Here is a 1,960-nt window from a genome sequence, read left to right on the forward strand (position 1 = left end):
GCCGTACTGCTGCGGGGCCGCGGGCCGGAACATCCGGTCGAACGCCTGGTACAGCTCAGGGCCCTTGGCGCCGGCCACGGCGAACCGGACGACGTCGCCGTCCGCCTTGCGGAGCGTGGCCCGCAGGCCGCCCTGCGGGTCGGTCTGCTCGTACTGGATCCCCGCGATGCCCTCGACCGCGAGCGTGTAGCTCTTCGGCTTGCTGCTGCCGAAGAAGCCGATGATCTGCTCGTGCAGCCAGGCCAAGCCGCCGCACAGCAGGGCGAGCCCGAAGCAGGAGAAGAAGACGGCGGCGTTCGCCCCCTCCAGCTTGGTCAGGTGGGCCTTCTCGATGATGTAGCCGAAGCCGAACAGCGATATCAGCGCGAGGATCATGAAGACGGCGACCCCGACCAGGAAGATCCCGTGCCAGTCCCACCCGGTCTCCTCGGGCTCGACCTTGAAACGCTTGTCCTCGAATTTCAGCGTGACGCTGCCGCCAGGCTCCGCCTGGACCCCCGTGATCTCGATCATGGGTGCGGAGCCTAGCGCCAGGTCACGACGACCCCGCACCGGGGTCCGGCCAGTGGAACCGACGCTCTACGGCACGACGGTCACCGGCCAGCGCCCCGCCTTCACCAGCCGGACGGCCACCGAGCCGATCACCCGGTGTCCGGCCTGCTCGGAGGCCCCGACGACGACGGCGTCGGCCCGCAGTTCGTTCGCGAGCTTGGCCAGCCCCGTATAGGGGTCGCCGCGCAGGGTCAGGAAGCGCCACTCGACCCGCCACACGTCCTTCACCCGCTGCTCGGCCTCGCGCAGGGCCGCCAGCAGTTCCTCGGCGATCTCCTGCGTCGTCTCCTCCACGGCCGCCCCCGCCAGCGCGGTGGCCGCGCCGAGTACGGGCTGGACGTACGCCACCGCGAGGGTCGCACCCTGCCGCCGGGCCAGGCCGGCCGCGTAGGCGGTGGCCCGCCAGGAGGAGTCCGAGCCGTCCAGCCCGGCCAGGATCACCTTCGGCCCGTCCGTCCCCAGCTCGAACCCGGCGGGTGCGACCGCCGCCCCGGGCTCCTCGGCGCCGCCGAGGGCCTCCGCATCGCTGTCGTTAGTCATGCGCCCGAGGCTATGCCCGCCACGGGGAGTGACAACACGGGGCACTCCGGGTGATGCCTGTGGTGCGGACCACCCGGGGCCGCTCCGGGAGCCTCGGTTTCGGTACCCGGCGCGGGCGGGCCGTCACTCCCCGTCGACGATGTGCGCGGCCTCACACCGCCCGTGGAGTGGTCCGGACCACTTCGGCAGGCTTTTTGATCTTGGAAATGGTGGCAAATCGGTCCAAAACTGCCCAATTCCTTGATCCTTACGCCCGGTAACACCTCGCTGACCTGCCTTGATCCGTAAATCCTTGAAACCGCTACGACCGCCCCCGTACCTTCGAACCCGTTGCACCGAGCACGCCGCTCCCCGGGCCTCACCGCCCAGGAGCCGGAACGGTGCCGAACCACGCGAGTGCGTGTCCCCGAAACCGACGGCCTTCCGAGGGCCTGGTTCCGCGCGCTCGCAGACCCTCCGAAAGGAACTTCATGACTTTCCGTAACGAGACCGCCGCTGCCACCGCCATCGCCACCCCGAAGCGCAACCGCGTCCGGATGGCTCTGATGGCCGGGGCGGTCCTCGCCCTGCCGGTGGCCGGCCTCGTCACGGCCACTTCCGCCTCCGCCGCGCCGTCCACCGTCTGGGACAAGGTCGCCGCTTGCGAGGCCACCGGCAACTGGGCGGTGAACTCCGGCAACGGCTTCTACGGCGGCCTGCAGTTCACCTCCAGCACCTGGTCCGCCTTTGGTGGCACCTCCTTCGCCCCGCGCGCCGACCTGGCCACCAAGGACCAGCAGATCGCCATCGGCGAGAAGGTCCTCGCCGCGCAGGGCCCCGGCGCCTGGCCGGTCTGCTCCGTCAAGGCGGGCCTGAGCTGAGTAAGCCC

General features: G+C 70.6%; 2 protein-coding genes and 1 pseudogene. 1 reads left to right on the forward strand and 2 read right to left on the reverse strand.

Annotated features, from left to right (window positions below):
* A partial coding sequence (locus AB0O00_RS37360) for a hypothetical protein (RefSeq protein WP_363659144.1) occupies positions 1-513 on the reverse strand: 513 nt, incomplete at its 3' end.
* Positions 514-579: 66 nt separating this feature from the next.
* Positions 580-1,092: a universal stress protein gene (locus AB0O00_RS37365; protein ID WP_363659145.1), complete on the reverse strand. Its 513-nt coding sequence runs from the start codon at positions 1,090-1,092 to the stop codon at positions 580-582.
* Positions 1,093-1,628: 536 nt separating this feature from the next.
* Between AB0O00_RS37365 and AB0O00_RS37370 the strand changes: the two are divergent.
* Positions 1,629-1,949 (forward strand): annotated as a pseudogene (locus AB0O00_RS37370) (transglycosylase family protein); the annotation flags it as partial.
* Positions 1,950-1,960: the final 11 nt, after the last annotated feature.

Source organism: Kitasatospora sp. NPDC093558 (assembly GCF_040683475.1).
GTDB lineage: Bacteria > Actinomycetota > Actinomycetes > Streptomycetales > Streptomycetaceae > Kitasatospora.